The sequence below is a fragment of the Burkholderia sp. BCC1993 genome (assembly GCF_905339865.1).
Classification (GTDB): domain Bacteria; phylum Pseudomonadota; class Gammaproteobacteria; order Burkholderiales; family Burkholderiaceae; genus Burkholderia.
On sequence record NZ_CAJPGZ010000024.1, the window covers coordinates 1 to 17,882 of the forward strand.

The 17,882-nt window shown below is 65.5% G+C and carries 11 protein-coding genes; all 11 read right to left on the reverse strand.

The annotated features are described in order from the left end of the window. Positions 1–481 precede the first annotated feature (481 nt). Positions 482–1,027, reverse strand: coding sequence for a hypothetical protein (locus U4Y91_RS32420; RefSeq protein WP_321808485.1), 546 nt, complete (start codon positions 1,025–1,027; stop codon positions 482–484). After that, positions 1,027–5,517: an RHS repeat-associated core domain-containing protein gene (locus tag U4Y91_RS32425; protein ID WP_321808486.1), complete on the reverse strand. Its 4,491-nt coding sequence runs from the start codon at positions 5,515–5,517 to the stop codon at positions 1,027–1,029. Before U4Y91_RS32425 ends, U4Y91_RS32420 begins: the two co-directional genes overlap by 1 nt. 12 nt (positions 5,518–5,529) lie before the next feature. After that, positions 5,530–6,795, reverse strand: a complete 1,266-nt coding sequence (locus U4Y91_RS32430; protein ID WP_321808487.1) for a hypothetical protein — start codon at positions 6,793–6,795, stop codon at positions 5,530–5,532. Positions 6,796–6,810: 15 nt separating this feature from the next. Continuing rightward, complete coding sequence (gene tssI / locus U4Y91_RS32435) at positions 6,811–9,015, reverse strand: type VI secretion system tip protein VgrG (protein ID WP_321808488.1); 2,205 nt, start codon at positions 9,013–9,015, stop codon at positions 6,811–6,813. Continuing rightward, entirely contained in the window at positions 9,012–11,678 is a 2,667-nt protein-coding gene (gene tssH / locus U4Y91_RS32440) for a type VI secretion system ATPase TssH (RefSeq protein ID WP_321808489.1), read from the reverse strand. Before tssH ends, tssI begins: the two co-directional genes overlap by 4 nt. A gap of 12 nt (positions 11,679–11,690) precedes the next feature. Next, the gene (gene tssG / locus U4Y91_RS32445) at positions 11,691–12,815 is read right to left on the reverse strand and encodes a type VI secretion system baseplate subunit TssG (protein ID WP_321808490.1); all 1,125 of its coding nucleotides are present in this window, start codon (positions 12,813–12,815) and stop codon (positions 11,691–11,693) included. Next, a complete protein-coding gene (gene tssF, locus U4Y91_RS32450; RefSeq protein ID WP_321808491.1) occupies positions 12,812–14,683 on the reverse strand; it encodes a type VI secretion system baseplate subunit TssF in 1,872 nt (623 codons plus the stop codon). Before tssF ends, tssG begins: the two co-directional genes overlap by 4 nt. Before the next feature lie 4 nt (positions 14,684–14,687). Further along, positions 14,688–15,236, reverse strand: a complete 549-nt coding sequence (gene tssE / locus U4Y91_RS32455) for a type VI secretion system baseplate subunit TssE (RefSeq protein ID WP_321808492.1) — start codon at positions 15,234–15,236, stop codon at positions 14,688–14,690. A gap of 16 nt (positions 15,237–15,252) precedes the next feature. Continuing rightward, on the reverse strand, positions 15,253–15,744 hold the full coding sequence (locus U4Y91_RS32460) for an Hcp family type VI secretion system effector (RefSeq protein WP_059525502.1): 492 nt from the start codon (positions 15,742–15,744) through the stop codon (positions 15,253–15,255). Between the two features lie 71 nt (positions 15,745–15,815). Beyond that, positions 15,816–17,333, reverse strand: coding sequence for a type VI secretion system contractile sheath large subunit (gene tssC / locus U4Y91_RS32465; protein ID WP_321808493.1), 1,518 nt, complete (start codon positions 17,331–17,333; stop codon positions 15,816–15,818). Next, positions 17,326–17,880, reverse strand: coding sequence for a type VI secretion system contractile sheath small subunit (gene tssB / locus U4Y91_RS32470; protein WP_321808494.1), 555 nt, complete (start codon positions 17,878–17,880; stop codon positions 17,326–17,328). The genes tssC and tssB overlap by 8 nt, the downstream gene beginning before the upstream one ends. Between the last annotated feature and the right edge of the window lie 2 nt (positions 17,881–17,882).

Genomic DNA, 17,882 nt, shown 5'->3' on the forward strand with positions numbered 1-17,882 from the left:
TCAAAAAGTTCGATCATCAGCATTATGTAAAATACACATCATCGACCAACACGCATGACGACTGCCGGCTGTCTGACTCCTCCAGGACCCCACGCTAAGGTTCCCCTAAGTCTGTCCAACTAGACTGCGTGACACTCAACTGCCAAGGAGTCGCGCTATGTCGACCGCTACCGACAAGCCCATCACACGCTGGCTCAACAAGGTTCCCGAGATCACGCTTGCGTTCTGGTGTAGCGGTCTAGCGAATCCGGACACAGATTTGGCGAGAGTGCGCGCGATGTCGGAAGGCATCGCGCGGACGAGGTAATCGATCAGATCTGCCGGAACGAATCGGCGGAGCCAGTTTGTGCGGTTTTCGATGCGCCGCGCTCCTGCTTGTACACGCATCGGGCACGAGTCCGGCATGTCGACAAGCCACCCCTTGCTCCCACGTGCGAAAAGCGATGCGAGCCGGTCACCTGCCTTCGATCTCCGATCAACATCAGACAGGCGAGCCGAATTCGATACTGAAATCGTGCGCTTCGCAAAGCGTCTTGAACGCTTCCGACACGACGAATCGGCCATGACTGTCGTTGTCCCTGCAGATGAAGAATTTGGATTCGATCTCCGACCGGTAGACAGCACGCAATAGCAGAGACGCCCCCGACGCAAGCTTTCGATATTGCGATTTTTCGGTGTCGATCAGCGGCAGCGACCGCAATATCCGGCCGGCACTAAACTGGAATGGTTGCCCATCGCACGCGATTACACAGGGGACGAATTCCAGCTCTCCCGAAAACTTCTCCCCAAGAACGTCCTGGAATCGAGTCGAAAAAATGGGAACTCGAATGGAGGCCGCGATATAGTCGGTCGCCTGGATATTGGATTTCGTATATCCGCTCTGTGCGACGGCCTTTAACGGAATGCTCAGATCGCGCAAATCTCCACGGCCATGTATAAAATAATTCGAGATGCCCTTCGGGTCTCGGGAGAAATCCACGATGGCAAACTCGGATTGCACCGTCGTCCGTATCGAGTAAATATTCATTATTTGAATTTCGCACAGGTGAACCTGCCGTCACGGCTACCTCGCCGCAGCTCGCTTTGAAGCCCGTATATCTCCTGCCTGATGGTCTGGCGGTCCCAGCCTGACTGATGCGCCAATTCCTCGAGATCATCCAGATAAATTTCGACCATTTCGTTGTACTCCTTGTGCTTCTTCGTCCATCCTCGATGCAGCCCGATCAGTTGATGTGGATCGGTCACGCGCGACCAATGCTTGGGCATATACATCAGGTTGGATGGGGCATCGATATTGGCGCCCGATGCCAGGAATATGGGGTGGTTGCGAAGCGAGTGCGGAATAATGTGTTGGCGTTGATGCCCTGTTTTGGTCGGCATCCACTTCAAGGCCTTCCAGTTCCGCGAACTCTTCCGCTTCAACCCCAGCGGATCGATCCAGTCGAAAACATTCGGAGCGATGCCGTATATATTCTCTCCGGCCCGAAAACCGAGCGGATCCGGTGAAATGTATGTTCCGGCGAGTGAATCGTAATAGCGATAGCGATTATAGTGCAGCCCCGACTCGTCGTCGAAATATTGCCCCTGAAGACGAAGGGGCTGACGGAATCCGGCATACGTGTCGATCGTGCGGCATCCGCCCCAGGCCGTATACGACGCTTCCCACCTCACCTGCCCGCGCGTGTCGACGATGCGAACCGGCGATCCGTTCGGATCGGTTTGATAGAAGAGATGCTGTCTGTCTCCCCCATCGAAGCTCGCGTCGTGCCGATGCTTCAACAACGCCAGGGGACAAAACGTTTCAGGGTAGTAGATCCATTCTTGATCGTTCACGTCTTGCGTGTCGATGGATCCGGTTAGGTCCCTGACGTCGGGTCCGGTGCCATCGACCACGAACTCCCGCGCCAGCGCGTCCCCGTCCCAGAAAAAGCGGCTGACACGTGAACGCCGTTTCGAAGGGGAATGCTGTCGCGAAGCCGGCATTCCGCCGAACTGCGTATGCGACACCTTCCCGATCCGCCGGTGAAGCGCATCGTAGGTGTAGCGCGTGCGCGTGTTCGATTCGCCATCGGTCGCAATGCGTCTTGCCTCGGTTTCGATCAATAACCCGTCGCTGTCCCAGTGCAGCAGCAGATCCTGCGTGGCGTCCCGCCTGCGCACGAGATTTCCGGATAAGTCGAACGTGTAGTGGCAGCCGGCATAGCTACCTTCACGCGTCTGCGCGTGTCGTTCGTGACTCGCGTGCGGCGGCGTTTTCAGCAGGTCGCCCGCCGGATCGAACAAATAGCGTTGCAGCCCACTGGTCGGGTCGACGTGATGCGTCAGTCGTCCTACAGGATCGTATTCGAAGCGCTCGATACCGAGGCGAGCGTCACGCTTTTCGAGCATGTCGCCATTTGCGTCGTACGTATACTCGCTTGCGAACAGCACGCCGGTACCGTTCAAAAACGCCTGTCTCGCCGGTCGCCCGTCTATCCCGTACGACAACTCGCGGCGTAACGCCGTGCCTAGATGCTCGACGCGGATCTGTCCGAGTTCGTCGCGCTCCAGCGTTATCGGCGCTTCGTCGCCGATCCGTATCGTCGTGACTTCATCCAGCTCGTTGTACGCGTATCGGACGGTATGACTGAGCACGGCCATCCCGGCGAGAAGCCGGGTCGTGCGCTCGATTCGGTTTCCCGATTCGTCGTACACGTTGGCAATCGTGAAATCATCGCCCTGTCTTTCTTCGACGACGCGTCCCGCCAGGTCATAGGTGAGTTCGACGCGGCTATCCGGATTCTCCGCGATGACGAGATTTCCGCCGCTATCGTACGTGAGCGTTTCGATGCGAAACCCGTCAGGCTGCCGCGAGTCGGGCACCTGCTTTTGCACGATGCGCCCAAGTGCGTCGGTCCGGTAGACGATTGCCTGTCCAAGCGGGTCGATACTGCGCAGTAGCTGGCCCTGCAAGTCATAGCCATACTGGCGCGACTGCCCGTAGTAGTCGACTTCTTCGACGATCCGCCCCATCGCATCGCGTTGCAGTTCGTAGCGCCTGCCGCGCTCGTCGACGACGCAGACCAGTTGCGCTTCGGTGTCGTACAGGTACTCGACGGCATTTCCGTCGGCCGTCAGGCGTTTGCTGACATGCCCGAGCGCCGAATACTCGAGCTGTGTCACATGTCCGAGCGGGTCGCGATAGCGCGTCAGATTGCCGTCGGCGTCGTAGATGCAGTGGATCTCCAGTCCACCCGGCTCGATGGCCCGAAGAAGATTGCCGTTGCGATCGTATTCGTAACGACTCGTCTGGCCGAGGGCGTTCATGGCTTGAATCAGATTGCCGTGCGAGTCATGGACGTACTGCGTATAGCGGCCGAGCGCATCGCAGCGTGTCGATGGATTGCCGTCGCGATCGTATTCGAACCGGGTCACTCCGCCGCGTGGCCCGACATGCGCAATGAGCTGTCCGCACGCATCGTAGGCGTACCGCGAGGTTGCCTGCGCCGGCGTCGTCTGGGCGAGCAAGTTGCCGCACGCATCCCATTCATAGCGCCACACCCTGCCGCCCGGCGCCGTCACGCAAACGAGCCGGAGATCCTCGTCGTAATCGTTGCGCAAGGTGCTGCCGTCCGGCAGTGTCTGCGCCCGCAGATTGCCGTACACATCGTATTCCCAGGTCGTCGCGCGGCCGGCTGCATCGATGCGCGCGCTCGCTCTGGATTGTGCATCGTATCGATAGGTCGTCACCCCACCCAGCGGATCGGTTTCGGCCACGGGCACGCCGCGCGCGTTGAGCTGCAAGACGGTGGTGTGGCCCAGCGAATCGGTGACCCGCGTTTCCATTCGCTCGCGATCGTAGACGAAGCGATAGTCGAGGACGCCCTCGTCTCCCCACGCACGATCCGCGCGCCAGACGCCGTCGTCGTGCTTCAGGTAGCTGTAGTAAAACGACACGCCGCGCGCGCTGGCATGACGCACCATGCGATGGTCGCTGGCGTACTCGAAACGATGCGGTTGTGTCATCGCATCAATTGCGGCGACCAGGTTTCCCTCGTGATCGTGCTCGTAACGTGCGAGCGGATGCACGCGGCCATCCGCATCGATCAGGGTCAATGACGTCAGCCGTGCGGCGTGCGGCGGATGGCCCCGGCCGCACTCGATGACGCGCTTCGTTGGACCGTCATGCGTGCATTCGACCAGGCGTATGAGGCTGCCGTCCGACTCACGCTCGAAAATCCATGCGTTGCCGTTGAGATCGGCCATGCGATCGACCGGCGCGACCAGCCCGGCACGCTCGTCGGGCTCACTTGCCATTGCGCACCACTGAACCTGACGGTCGGGCGACAACACGAACGCGTACTCGATTCCGGCGGTCGTTCGCAGCACCAGGTGTGCGCCTCGGCGGTATAGGGCGTACCCATGCTGCCAGTCGTACACACGGGCCTGCCACCCCGCCTCGTCAGGCAGCGTGTCGAACGCCGTCGCGTGATCCGTAAAATACGCCGCCGCGCCGACGCCATGCTCGTGCCGTATCAGTTCGAGTCGGGTGTCGGCCGGCGTCAGCCAGCCAACGCCGATCGCGCTCACGTACCGCTCATGGCTCGCATAGCACCGGTCCCACTCGAGCGGCAGACGCCCCGACACCGTGAAATCGCTCTGCTGAACGACGACCTCTCCGGTGGTCGCGTCGACCGGCTCCGCCTTCAGTACGGTGCACCTCAAAAACCCCGGTTTCAAATTCAGCTTGTCTGCCAGCGACTTCGCCCACTCCGACCCGCGAAACGCCTTGAACAGCCCCTTCGCCAGCGCCGCCATGTTGACGATCGGCGGCCCGCCCACCAGCACGGGGCGTCCGGTCGGAATCGGCAGCATGAACGACGTCGGCAGCGACAGATGCTCGCGCTTCGTATGGGCGCCGTTATGCGTTGGCGGTTCCAGCCCGACCGCCCAGCAGCTCATCGCAGGCAGCGCCAGGAAAGCCATCGGATCGTTGTTCGCGAGCACGGTCTTGCTGCCCATGTACGCTTCCGCGTCGTTCGATGGGTCCGGATCGGGCGGCGCGAACGATGCGCCCAGCGGAAAGTGCAGCGACGGCACATGAAACGCGTGCGTGCCCGCTGTCGCGCGCAGCATCCCGTTCACGAAGATAGGCCGGCCGGCGATGCTGCCCATCCCGACGCCGACGCCCGCCGCATTCGCGATGTCGGCGGCCATGGTCGCGCCCTTCAGTACGTATGCGACGGTCGGATTGCTTCCGAGCTTTTTGGCTTCGTTGGAGGCGGCGTTGACTGTGTCGCCGAGTTGCTTCGCGTCGTCCGGATGATCCTCGAGATACTCGACGGCTTTTTCTTCGACGATCGTGAAGGCGATTGCACCGATCACGCCCAGCGCGGCGTTCACATACTCGCGCAGATCCAGCATGAACCCGATATGGGGGTGCGGCAGAAACACGGGCGTCGGGCTCGGTGTGACCATGACTGAATGCAAGTCGACGCCGACGACCGGATCGAGATGCTTGACCGCCGGCAGCCCCATGCGTGTCTCCGATCAGCGGGCACCGCGCAACGCGGCGACTTTCTCGCCGAGTTCGGCGCGGCGCCGGTCGAACGCCCCGACCTGCGACGCCATCCACTCGATGACGAACTGCAGGTTGCTGTTGACACGCGTCGAGTCATCCAGCGCCAATCCCGCATCGAGTGCGTTGAAGCCGGCTTCCAGCGCATGCTCGCGCGCCCCTGCGCGCTCCCAACATATGGCGCTCATGCGCCACGCTTCGACCGTCATCAGCGCATCCTGCGCCGCGGTCGTCGATGCGGCTGCCCGTTCGTAGCAGTAGGCGGCGTGCGCATGATCGTTGTACGTCAGGTGCACGCTCGCCTCGCCGAACAAGCCGTTCGCGACGAGCTTGTGGCCGGCCGGATGGCCGGTGTTCACCGCATGCGCCCCGCTTTCGGCTGCATGGCGATACGCGTCGACGGCCTGCTCGCGATTGCGCCATTTCAGATACGCGGCACCGGCAATCAAATGCACGACGACACACTGGTCGAACCACTTTTCGCGCTCGGCCGCCTTCAGCGCAGCCGCGCGGAGTTCCTCCAGGCGCGCGGGATTGCCGCCTTCGACGGTCTCGCTCATCGCGACGAACAGTCGGCGGAATTCGCCGCTTGATCCGCGCTCGCCCGATTCCGCGAGCAACTCACGCGGCACGCTCGCCATCGCGTACTTGCCTTGTACGACTCGCACTGTGGCCGGATACCGCTGCATCAGTGCTGCGAACGACGCGATCCCGGTACGCGGCACGACGAAGCGCACGCGTTCACCCAGCTTCGGTGCGGCGCCGATGACCGACAACAAGCCGTCCATCCATCGCACCCATGCCGCGTCATCCCGCACGTGCGCCGGCTCCAGCACGAACACCATCGCCGGAAAAACTTCCGGATGGTGCTGCATCAGGCTGTCGGCAACCGTGAGGAGATACAGCACCGGGTGCTTGCCATCGTCATACGGCGCTTGCCAATCCGCACGCACGCCCTGCGCGGCGGACGCGTCGCGCCGGCTGTCGTAGAAAGCGATGAGCTCATCCGTCAGCGCCGACGCATAACCGGCTTCGCTCACGAACGCCGCCCTCATCGTCCTTACCGCACACGACGTCTCGTCCTGAACCTGGAAATACAGCCGCACGAGCGGCGCATCCTTCTCGTCGGTCTGCCAGATCATCAATCGCGCATCGCGATCCTTCGCAAAACGCATCCAGTCCGTATGCGCATCCATGAACCTGCGTTCCACCGGATTGGTCGGCTTCCAGTTCGGCATTCGCGTGAACCTCCGTCACGGATTGAGTTTCAGGACCGTGCCTTCGACCGTGTGCTCGCCCGTGGCCGACGACGTGACCGTCGTTCCGCGCACGCTATGGCTTTGGGAGCCGGTCGATGCGACGTTGACGCCCTGGATCGTGATCGTGCCGTCGCGCTTCATCACGATGCTGGACATCCCGCAGACGAGCGAAAGCTGATCGCCGGCGTTGACGGTGACCTGATGCTGCACGTTCGTCGTCTGGTTCGCGCCGACGTTGACGGTGTGTTCGCCGCCGACCGTGTGCGTATGGGCGTTCGCAATCGTCGATGTACGTGCACCGATTTCCTCAGTATGCGACGACGCAACCAGCGTCTTCATGTCTTGCGAAGTCGTTTGATACATCTGTCCGACGTTCAGCGTCTTGCCTTCGCCGATCGTTTCAGTCTTGGCTTTCGCAACCGTCTCGGTATGTATTCCACCAATGGTCGCGTCGCGATTCGCGGCGATCGTCACGGTTTCGCTATTGCCGACCGTTCGCGTGCGATTCCCCCTCACCCCATGCGTCTCATCCACCCCGATCTGCGCGACCCGGTTCTTGCCGATAGTCACCGTCTCGTTCTGCCCGACACTCCGTTGCCGGTTGTTCTTCACCTGCATCGTCTCGTCGTTTCCGACCGTATGCGTGTGGTTGTTCCCGACGGAAAGCGAATGATCGAGTTCGGTCTCAGCATCGAAATTCCTTTCGGCATGCATCCACAGCTGCTCGGCGCCCTTCTTGTCCTCGAACCGGAATGCGTTGGCATGGTCGGTCGTCCCGCCCGGTGACGAGCGCGACAGCAACCCGCTCTGCGTCGCACTGCCCGGCAGTCCCCACGGCGGCATCTTCTCGCCGTTGTAAACCCGCCCCGTCACGATCGGCTCATCCGGATCACCATTGAGAAAATCGACAACAACCTCATCGCCGACGCGCGGAATCTGCACGCCACCGAAGCCACCCCCGGCCCAAGGGCTCGACACCCGCACCCAGCACGATGAATCCTGGTTGCTCTGCCCATACCGGTCCCAGCGAAACTGCAGCTTCACGCGCCCGTACTGGTCGGTCCAGATCTCCTCGCCGGGCGGCCCGACGACGGTCGCCGTCTGCGGCCCATTGGTGCGCGGCCTCGGCGTCTCTCGCGGCGATCGGTAAGGCAGGCTCGACGGCTGCACGAGCATCATCGTCTGATGGACGACGGCCTCTGCGCCCTGGTCACTCGCATACGCGTTCTCCTGAAACCGGTACTGGCATCGAACGATCAGATATTCCCGATTCTGGTCGGCACGCGGACAATGTTCGAGCGTGAACAGATACCCGGGCGCCGCCCCCCGCACGTCCGTGTCTGCACTCGCCCGCTCATGCTCGGCTTGCTGTTCCTCGAGTCGCACACGGCTGTAATGCGCGCCCGGCGCATCGTCGCGATACCCACCCGGCCATTCGAACGACGCAAAACTGTCGTGATCATGCCCACGCGGATCGACCTTCTGCGACGACAGATCCGCACGCGGCTTCGTATAGTCGTAGTCGCTGGTCTGATGCTTGCCGACGCTCACCTCCTGCGCCGGCAGCCAACCGTCGACGTGTTCCTCGTCGGCGATCGCCGTGCGATCCTGCGCGATGTACGGGATCGTTTCGTAGCCGGGCAACGCGACGTGCGATGACATCGCATCGCACAGCACGAGCGTATGACTGTCGGCCGCGTGCCGGAAATAAAAATAGATGCCCTCGAACTCCATCAATCGCATCACGAACGCGGTGTCGGTCTCGTTGTACTGCACGCAGAACTCGCGCGGCACGTACGCATCGGTCAGCTTGTTCTCGATGGGGAAGCCGTAGGGCGCGAGCACTTCCTGCACGATGTCGGGCACGGTGCGATTCTGGAAAATTCGGCAATCGGAGCGGCGCGTCGCGAGCCACAGCCACGGCCGCACGATCAGCTCGTAGCCGTAGTGCCGTTCGGCGCGCCGGCCGGCCAGCGTCGCGCGCACGACGATGCCGTTCAAGTAACGCGTCGACAGGTCCTGCTGCTCGATCCGCACGGTCACGGGCTTGCCGAGCATGTCCTTCAGCGACAGGCTATGGCTGTCCGCCAGCGCCTCGATCCGGAATTCGAACAGGCGGCCGAGTTCGTCGCTGCCGTCGAGCGTATGGAATTTCAGGTCGTCGCCGTGCGGGCTGTCGAGTGTGAATACGCGATTCACGTCGTTCCCTCCTCGTCGAACCGGTAAGCGAATTCGCCGCCGGCCGCGCTCACCTCGATCGAAGCCAGCGCGCGGCCTTCGAGCGTGGCCTCGAGGATCGCGCGGCCGATGCGCGGCATCACGGTATGCGTGAGGATCGCGTCGACCATGCGGCCGCCGGATTCGATCGTCCGGCAGCGCTCGACGATCAGCGCGGTCGCCGAATCTGTGCAGCGCAGCCGGATCCCGTGATGCAGATCGATCCGCTTCTCGAAGCGCCGCAACTGCAACTCGACGATGCGCGCGAGCGTCGCATCGGTCAGCGGGTAGTACGGCACGACGGTCAGCCGGCCGAGCAGCGCGGCGGGGAACACGTCGAGCAGCGGCGCGCGCAGCGCATCGGCAAGCGTCTGCATGTCGGGCAGGCGCTCGGGGTCGCGGCACAGCTGCATCACGCGATCGGCGCCGACGTTCGACGTCAGCAGGATCACGGTATGCCGGAAGTCGATGTCGCGCCCTTCGCCATCTTCCATCCAGCCCTTGTCGAACACCTGGAAGAACATCTCGTGCACGTCGCGGTGCGCCTTCTCGATCTCGTCGAGCAGCACGACGCTGTACGGCCGCCGGCGCACGGCCTCGGTGAGCACCCCGCCTTGCCCGTAGCCGACGTAGCCGGGCGGCGCGCCCTTCAGCGTCGATACCGTGTGCGCCTCCTGGAACTCGCTCATGTTGATCGTGATCGCGTTGCGCTCGCCGCCATACAGCGTGTCGGCCAGCGCGAGCGCGGTCTCGGTCTTGCCGACGCCGGACGGCCCGCACAGCAGGAACACGCCGTGCGGTTTGGTCGGGTCGTCGAGCTTCGCACGTGCGGTCTGAATCCGTTGGGCGATCAGTTCGACCGCATGGTGCTGGCCGACGACACGTTCGCCGAGCGTTTCGGCGAGCTTGAGCACGGCTTGCGTCTCGTCGCGCACCATCCGGCCGAGCGGGATGCCGGTCCAGTCGGCGACGACGGCGGCGACCGCATGCGTGTCGACGGCGGGCAGCACGAGCGGTGCGTCGCCTTGCATCTCGGCCAGCGCCTGCTGCGCGGCTGTGAGACGCGACAGGACATCGGCGCGTGCGTCGCTGGTGAGCGCGCGCGACGGCGCGTCGTCGAGCAGCGCGGCGCGCGATTCGACGATCGAGGCCAATGCGTCGCGCTCGGCTTGCCAGCGCGTATCGAGCCGATCGAGCTCCGTCTGCACGGCGGCAAGCTCGGCATCGATCGCGTCGCGCCGCGCGGTGTCGCCGCTGCCGAGCGCGCACTCGCGCGCGATCCGTTCCCGCTCGACGCGCAGGCCGTCGATGCGTCGGCGCGCGTCCTCGATCGGAGCGGGCACTGCGTGCTGGCTGACGGCGACGCGCGCGCAGGCCGTGTCGAGCAGGCTGATCGCCTTGTCCGGCAACTGCCGCGCGGGAATATACCGATGCGACAACGTCACGGCGGCCTGAAGCGCATCGTCGAGCATCAGCACGCGGTGGTGGGCTTCGAGCTTCGCGGCGAGGCCGCGCAGCATCGTCACGGCGGCGGCCTCCTCGGGTTCGAGAACATGCACGAGCTGGAAGCGCCGCGTCAGCGCGGGATCCTTCTCGATGTACTGCTTGTACTCGGACCAGGTGGTCGCGCCGATGGTGCGCAGCAGGCCGCGCGCGAGCGCCGGTTTCAGCAGGTTCGCGGCGTCGCCGGTGCCGGCCGCCCCGCCCGCGCCGACGAGCGTATGGACTTCGTCGATGAAAAGGATCGTCGGCCGCTCGGACGACATCGCTTCGTCGATCACGCCGCGCAGGCGGCTCTCGAATTCACCCTTCACGCTCGCGCCGGCCTGCAGCAGCCCGATGTCGAGCAGGCACAGCGCGACGTCTCGCAGAGACGGCGGCACGTCGCCGGCGGCGATGCGCAGCGCAAAGCCTTCCGCGACAGCGGTCTTGCCGACGCCGGCCTCGCCGACCAGCAGCGGGTTGTTCTGCCGGCGCCGCAGCAGGATGTCGACGATCTGGCGGATCTCCGTGTCGCGCCCGACGACGGGGTCGATCTCGCCTGCCCGCGCTCGGGCGGTCAGGTCGACGGCGAAGCGCGCCAGGGCCGAGCCTTCCGCGGCTGGCACACCGCGCATCGCGGCGGCGTCGGCGCCAAGGGCCGAGTCGCCACGCGCAGCCGGTTGCGCCTCGGGCGAACCGTCGACAATCGATGCGAGTTCGTCGGCGAGCACGTCGGGCACGATGCGCTCGAACTCGCGTGCGATCGCGTACAACACGTTGCGCAACTGCGGCGTCTTCAGGATCGCGAGCAGCAGGACCGCGCCGCGAATCCGCGTCGCGTCGTATTTCAAGGTCGCATAGACCCACGCACGCTCGACCGCGTCGTCGATGTGCACGGACAGGTCCGACACCGATCCCGCGCCACGCGGTAGCCGATCGAGCGACGCGACGAGGCCGCGCTCGATCGCGGCCTCGTCGATCTCGAACCGGCGCAGCACGCGCTGCAGGTCGCCGTCGGGCCGCTGCAGGAGCTGCTTGAACCAGTGCGCGAGTTCCACGTACGGATTGCCGCGCAGCCGGCAGAATCCGGTCGCCTGCTCGAGCGTCTCGTAGAGGAGCGGGTTGAGCTTTCCGAACAGGTTGACGCGGCCGATATCGGACATGACGGTTCCCGTTTAGGCGATTTCGCGATGAGGGACGGCGCCGGTGCGCGGTGGGCCGCCACGGCGCGCGTCGTAACGGACGACGAGATCGCGCGCGGGCCCCGCGTCGAGTCGTTGCCCGAGCCACGCGGTACGGCCGAGGCCCTGCGGCACGCCGAGCGCGATCGCGGGCACCGCGTCGGCCGCCAGTTCGAGCTGAACGTCCCAGTCGAACTCGATGCCGACGTATTCGCGCACCCAGTGCGCGAGCTGCCGCGCGTGCGGGCCGCCCGGCAGGAAGCGCCGGTACGCGTCGAGCGACAGTGGCCCGAGCACGATCCGGAAATGGGACTGCGCGTCGCGCACCGCGATGCCGAGCGCGACGCCGCCGACGCGCAGGGTCGGCCGCGTCGCACGGATCACGCAGCGCTGCGAGCGCTCGATCGCGACCCAGCGCGGCACGTGCTCGACGATGCGCGCGTTGACGCCGAAATGGCGTCGCAGGATCTGCACGAGCCCTTCCGGGTTGCGCGTGTGTCGCACGAGATGACCCGCGTGGAAATAAAGCGCATGCGGCGCGAGCGTGTCGGCGGCCGTGCGTTCCGCATCGGCCTGCGCGGCCGGCCTGTCGTCATGCGCGGTGCGCCCGATGAGGCTCGCGACATACGCGTCGAACCGTGCGCGCCCGGGACGATCGAGGCTCACCGTCGGTTGCGCGTCGGCCCATGCGCGGTAGAACAGCAGGATCAGCCGGTGATGAAACAGGTCCGCGAACGCGGCGAAGGTCGGGTCGTCATGCTGGGCCGCGCGCTCGTGCGCGTATTCGGTCAGGTGGGTCGGCAGCGGACCGTTCGGTCCGAACAATCCGAAACCGTGGATCGCGATGCGCGGCCGCGTGGCGCCGCCGTCCCCATCGTATGCGCCGGCCACCATCGACGCCGCGAATGCGAGCGACGGCTGTTGCCCGAGCCGCACCGGTTCGTCGCGCGGCCGCGCGGCATGGCCGAGCGGTGCGCGGCCGGACGACAGCGCGTCGAGCCAGCGCAACGCCTGGAACAGGTCGTAACCATGCGGCGCGGCGCGTAGTTGCGCCCACCACGCATCGCGGCGGGCGGATTCGACGGCCGATCGAGCGCCGGGTGGCGTGCCGTGTTTCATATCGCTGGCCGTCTGCCGATGCGCGCAGGCCAGTGCGCGAGCGTGCCGCGCTGCACGCTGGTCAGCACGCATTCGGCGAACGCATTGATCGAAACATGCCGCGCGAAGAACTGTTCGAGCACCGCGCCGAGCAGGAACGGGCTGTCGCCGGAGAACGCATGATCGTCGACGGTCACGTCGACCTGCACGCCGCGTCCGAACATCAGCGGGCCGAGCGCCGGCAGCCGCCGGAACACCGGCGAGAACGCGACGCGCCGCACGCCGTCGATCTGCCGGCGCATCGCGGCATCGGCCGGGTCGGCGTGCAGGCCGAGCAGCTCGCGCAGCGCATGCGCGCCCTCGTCGTCGTCGAGATCGGTCAGCGTCTGGCGGGCGAGCCCGAGATGGCGAACGAGCCGCCAGGCCGTCTGTGCGTCGGCGATCGGCGGGCGCGGCCGCGACGGGCCGCGAATCGCGACGATGCGCTCGACGGGCGCCGAGATGCGCAGCGTGAATGCGTTCGCATCGCCCGGCGGCAGCAGCAGCGCGAGATCGCGGTTCGTGCACAGCGTGTCGACGGACAGGTAGCGCATCGTCTCGTCGTACGGCGCGCACTGGCTGTCGACGAGCGACACGTAGGTTTCGCTGCCCACGTAGCCGGTGCGCGTGCCGTTCGCGCGTGCCTGCGCGGACACCAGCCGAGGCTCGCGCCGCACCGTGTAGTACGCGCCGTAGTTGCCGTCGTCGCGCGCGAACGACGCATGAAACGGCCGGAATTCGCGCGACTGGCCATCGTCGCGCTGCTCGCTCGCAAGCCGCTGCACGGCATAGACTTCGTGATCGAGCGGCCGGCTGCGGTCGACGACGACATGATGCTCGCGCGCGCCCGGCTGCAACAGGATGCGGTCGCCGCGACGTGCGAACAGGTTCATGGCCGGTGTGCAGTTCAGCGCCAGATGCCGCGCATCGACGGCCGCCTCGAGCGCGGCGTCGTGGCGATCGAACAGCACGGTCAGCTCGCATTCGTCGCCGGTGGCGCGCGCGAGCGCGGCGCACAGCCCGCCGATGCTGAAGAACAGAAAGCGCGCCGGAAACGCGAAATACTCGCGCAACAGCCGGTAGCCGTGGAAGCTGCGCCCGTCGTCGGGCAGGATCGCCTGCGCCGGATCGAATCCCTCGTGGACGATCGCGTCGGCGTCGAGCGTGTGCAGCCAGCGCGGCGGCTGCCCCGGGTCATGGCAGACGACGCCGAGCGCATGCGAGGCGATCAGTTCGAGCAGGTGCAGCGCGTCGCGTTCGGGGCCCGCGAGATGAAAGGCCAGCCGCTCGAGTGGCAGTTGCGCCAGCCTGGCGCCGCCGCGCGCCTTGAGCCGGATGCGCAGCGCGCCGCGCACGTCCTGGCGTGCCGGCACGGCGCCGCGCGGCAGCCATGACGGCGCGCCGGTGACGGCCGCATCGGTCAGCTCGAGCGGCCACAGCGTCAGGTCGTGCGCGGTACGGAATTCGCACGCAGTCTGTTCGGACGCGGCCGGGCGCGCGCGCAACGCGGTGCCGGCCGGCAGCCGCCAGCCCTGCGCGAGACTGCCTTCGTTCAGCATCGGCGCAAACCGCACGATCGCCATCGACGGCAACGGCGCGAGGTAACCCGGATACACGGCATCGAGCAGCGCCTGCGTGAAGCGCGGAAACTCGGCATCCATCTTCAGCTGCACCCGCGCGGTGAGGAAGCTGAAGCCTTCGAGCAGCCGTTCGACGTACGGATCGGGCGGCCCCGATTCGGTGAACCGCAGCCGCGCGGCGACCTTCGGGAACTGCTGCGCGAATTCGTCGCCGAGCTCGCGCAGGTACGCGAGTTCGCGGTTGTAGTAGTCGAGCAGGCGCGTATCCATCGTGTTAGTTTCCTGCCGCCGGCCGCAGCGACATCGCGCCCGTCTCGAGATCGAGGTCGGAGCGCAGCACGAATTCGACCGGATGCGGAATCGACCACAGCGTGCCGCGGATCTCGAACAGCAGCACGTTGTGACGCCGTTCGCCGGCGCGCCCGTCCGATGCATCGGCGATGCTGCGGACCTCGACGCTGTCGGGCGCGATGCGCGGCTCGAAGCGCACGATCGCGTCGCGGATCGACGCCTCGACCGACATGCGCTCGACACCCGACATCGGCTTGCCGACGAGCGGCCGCATCCCGTAGTTGAGCACCGAGGCCTGCGCGTGCGCGAACGCCGTCCAGTCGACGAAGCCGTCCTCGGCGTTGCGCGTATTGAGCAGCCACGCAAGATCGCGCAGCACGGCCGCGCGCAGGCGCTCGGCGCCGATCCCTTGCGTGCCGGGCAGATCGGCCGTGCGCTGCGGCGCGTCGTCGGTCAGCCGGTCGAGCAGCGCGGGCTGCAGCCGGTCGCGCATGCCGCCGTGCCGGCCGGCGCGGGCGTTCGGATCGTCCATCGTCGTCGCTCCGCCGTCACATCTCGGTGTTTTCCTTGATGTTCCAGCCGACCGACACCTCGGCACCCTTGCCGCCGTTGTCGTTCTGCTGCCAGTACTGCTTCTTCACCTTCGCGGCCTGGAAGCCGTAGTGCATCATCAGCCGGTCGGCCGCGTCGCCGGGATCGATGCCCGCGACCTGCGCGGACGTGACGAGCACTTCCTGCAGCGTCACGCGCATGAACTCGACCTGCGTGCCGCCGGTCTTGCACGCGGAAATCTCGACCTTCGGCAGGTGCTTGCCGCTCGCGCAGTTCTTGACGATCGCGGGCGCACCCTTGTCCATGTATGCGGCCACGACGAGATCGTTGAAGCTCGCCTTGCCCGCGTTGCCGCCGCTGCCACTCGCCATCGCGCCCGGCTGGCTCGCGCCCCACGTGAACGATTCGATGTCGGTCCATCCCTTGTGCTGCGCGTCCGCCGATTCGCCGGTCACGCCGTCCACCTTCATAAACATTGCCACGCCCATTGCCGTCTCCGTTTCGGTGCGAAATCAGGTTGAATGCCGGGTCGAATGCCGTATCGAATCCCCGTTGCCGCTCACTCGTTCACCGCCTTCGCGGACGGCAGCCGCGAGATGAGCCGCAGCGACACGGTGAGCCCTTCGAGCTGGTAGTGCGGTCTCAGGAAGAATTTCGACGTGTAGTAGCCGGGGTTGTCCTCGACCTCGTCGACGACCACCTGCGCGGCCGCCAGCGGCTTGCGCGACTTGGTTTCCTGCGACGAATTCACGGGGTCGCCGTCGACGTAGTTCATGATCCAGTCGTTGAGCCAGCGCTCCATGTCGTCGCGCTCGCGGAACGAGCCGATCTTGTCGCGCACGATGCATTTCAGGTAGTGCGCGAAGCGGCAGCACGCGAACAGGTAAGGCAGGCGGCCGGACAGCCGCGCGTTCGCGGTCGCGTCGGGGTCGTGATACTCGGCCGGCTGGTACAGCGACTGCGCACCGATGAACGCCGCGAAATCCGAGTTCTTCCGGTGCACGAACGGCATGAAGCCGTTTTTCGCGAGCTCGGCCTCGCGGCGGTCGCTGATCGCGATCTCGGTCGGGCATTTCTGGTCGACGCCGCCGTCGTCGGTCGGGAACGTGTGGCTCGGCAGCCCTTCGACCGCCCCGCCCGACTCGACGCCGCGGATCGACGAGCACCAGCCGTACAGCTTGAACGAGCGGTTGATGTTCGCGGCCATCGCGTAAGCCGAGTTCGCCCACGTGTAGTGGTCGTGATTCGCGGCGTCGGTGTCTTCCTCGAAGTCGAATTCGTCGACCGGATTGGTGCGCGCGCCATACGGCAGCCGCGCGAGAAAACGCGGCATCGCGAGGCCGACGTAGCGCGAATCCTCCGACTGTCGCAGGCTGCGCCAGCCCGCGTATTCGGTGTTCTGGAAGATCTTGGTGAGGTCGCGCGGATTCGACAGCTCCTGCCACGAATCCATCTGCATCAGTTCCGGCGACGCGCCCGCGATGAACGGCGCGTGCGCGGCCGCCGCGATCTTCGACAGCTCGCCGAGCATCTCGACGTCCGGCGGGCTGTGATTGAAGTAGAAGTCGCCGACGAGGCAGCCGAACGGCTCGCCGCCGAACTGCCCGTATTCCTCCTCGTAGATCTTGCGGAACAGCGGGCTCTGGTCCCACGCGACGCCCTTGTAGCGCTTGAGCATCCGCGCGACCTCGTTGCGCGACGCCGGCAAGGCCTTGATCTTCAGCAGCTCGTCGGTCTCGGTGTGCGTGACGAGGTAATGCAGGCCGCGCCATGCGCCTTCGAGCGTCTGGAATTCGTCGTGATGCAGGATCTGGTTGATCTGTTCGGATAGCTTCCGGTCGATCTCCGCAATGATCTGCTTCACGCTGCCGTATGCGTCGGTCGTCATGCCGACCGTATGTTCGAGCGCCTGCTGCGCGAGCGTGCGCACTGCGCGCTCGACCGACTCGCGCGCCTCGGCGGTCTTCGGCTTGAACTCCTTCTGCAGCAGCGCGGCGAACTCGCCGTGCGCGACGGCCGGCTGCGCGGCGTCGCGGGTGTTGCGAGTTTCTGCGCGGGACTGGACGGGGTCATTCATCGCGGGCCTCCGGTTGGGTCGCGTCGCCGGCCTGCGCGTCGGCGCGCGGTTCGCGCACGAGCGTCTTCAGCAGGTCGGGATCGTTGATCGCGCGCTCGATCAGCTGCTCGGCGCCGTGCTTGCCGTCCATGTACGACAGCAGGTTCGACAGCTCGGTGCGCGCATCCAGCAGCCGACGCAGCGCGTCGACGTTGCGCGCGATCGCCGCCGGCGAGAAATCGTCGATCTGCTCGAACGTCATGTCGACGTTGAGCATCCCTTCGCCCGTCAGCGTGTTGGGCACGTGGAACGCGACGCGCGGCGCGACCGACTTCATCCGCTCGTCGAAGTTGTCGACGTCGATCTCCAGGAACTTGCGCTCCGGTAAATCCGGCAGCGGCTCGGCGCGCTTGCCCGCCAGGTCCGCGATGACGCCCATTACGAACGGCAGCTGCACCTTGCGCTCGGCGCCGTAGGTCTCGACGTCGTACTCGATCTGCACGCGCGGCGCCCGATTGCGCGCGATGAACTTCTGTCCGCTGCCTGCCGCCTTGGTTCTGTCCGTCATCG